General features: G+C 69.0%; 1 protein-coding gene. It reads left to right on the forward strand.

The annotated features are described in order from the left end of the window. The coding region (locus D2K64_RS23875; protein ID WP_120010918.1) for an efflux transporter outer membrane subunit at positions 1 to 761 on the forward strand (761 nt) is incomplete at its 5' end. Between the last annotated feature and the right edge of the window lie 95 nt (positions 762 to 856).

An 856-nucleotide genomic window follows, 5' to 3' on the forward strand; every position in this document is an offset into this window, starting at 1 on the left:
CAGCCGAGGAGCAGCGTACCCTGATTGCAGTCTTCACCGGCCGCACCACCGACCGCCCGGCGCCGCCTACCCCCACGCTCGACGCGTTGCGCCTGCCGGACACGCTGCCGGTTCAGCTACCCTCCGAACTGGTGCGGCAGCGACCCGATATCTTATCCGCTGAGGCAGCCTTGCAGGCGGCCAATGCCCAGATCGGCATCGCCGCCGCCAACATGCTGCCGCGGCTGACGCTGACTGCCAGCTACGGGACGGCTCAGACCGCAGGAATTGACGCCTTCACGCCACAGGGCCTCATCTGGTCCATCGCCGCCGGACTGACGCAGCCCCTGTTCCAAGGCGGCAGGCTGGCGCGTCAACGTGACGCCGCCATCGCGGCGCGGGACGCCGCGGCCGCCCGGTATCGCGGCACGGTGTTAGGTGCCTTCAAGAACGTGGCGGACGCGCTCCGTGCCATCGAACTCGATGCGGAAGCCCTGCGGGCCCAGAACGAGGCGGCGCACGTGGCCGCGCAGTCGCTGGAGATCGCGCGGCAGCAGCAACGCCTCGGCGCTGCCACGACGCTGGAGGTGCTGACTGCGCAACAGGCTAATGCCCGGTCCCGCATTGCCCTGATCCAGGCCCGTGCGGCCCGCTTTAGCGACACGGTCGCATTGTACACCGCACTAGGTGGCGGTCTGAGCAGTCTAGATGTCGTGCAGGCGAACGCCTCGGCTCCCACGCTCCGGCTGGGAACATCCCATCCAGACAGTGGCAGGCCATGAGCCCCGCGACCATCGGCCTGCCCGGTCAGCACGGCGTGAATCCGGCAAGGCACGGCCTCCCTCAGGTTGGTAAGCACTCGCGTGGCGGCCAGGCA

The sequence above is a fragment of the Teichococcus vastitatis genome, from assembly GCF_003604215.1.
Classification (GTDB): Bacteria; Pseudomonadota; Alphaproteobacteria; order Acetobacterales; family Acetobacteraceae; genus Pseudoroseomonas; species Pseudoroseomonas vastitatis.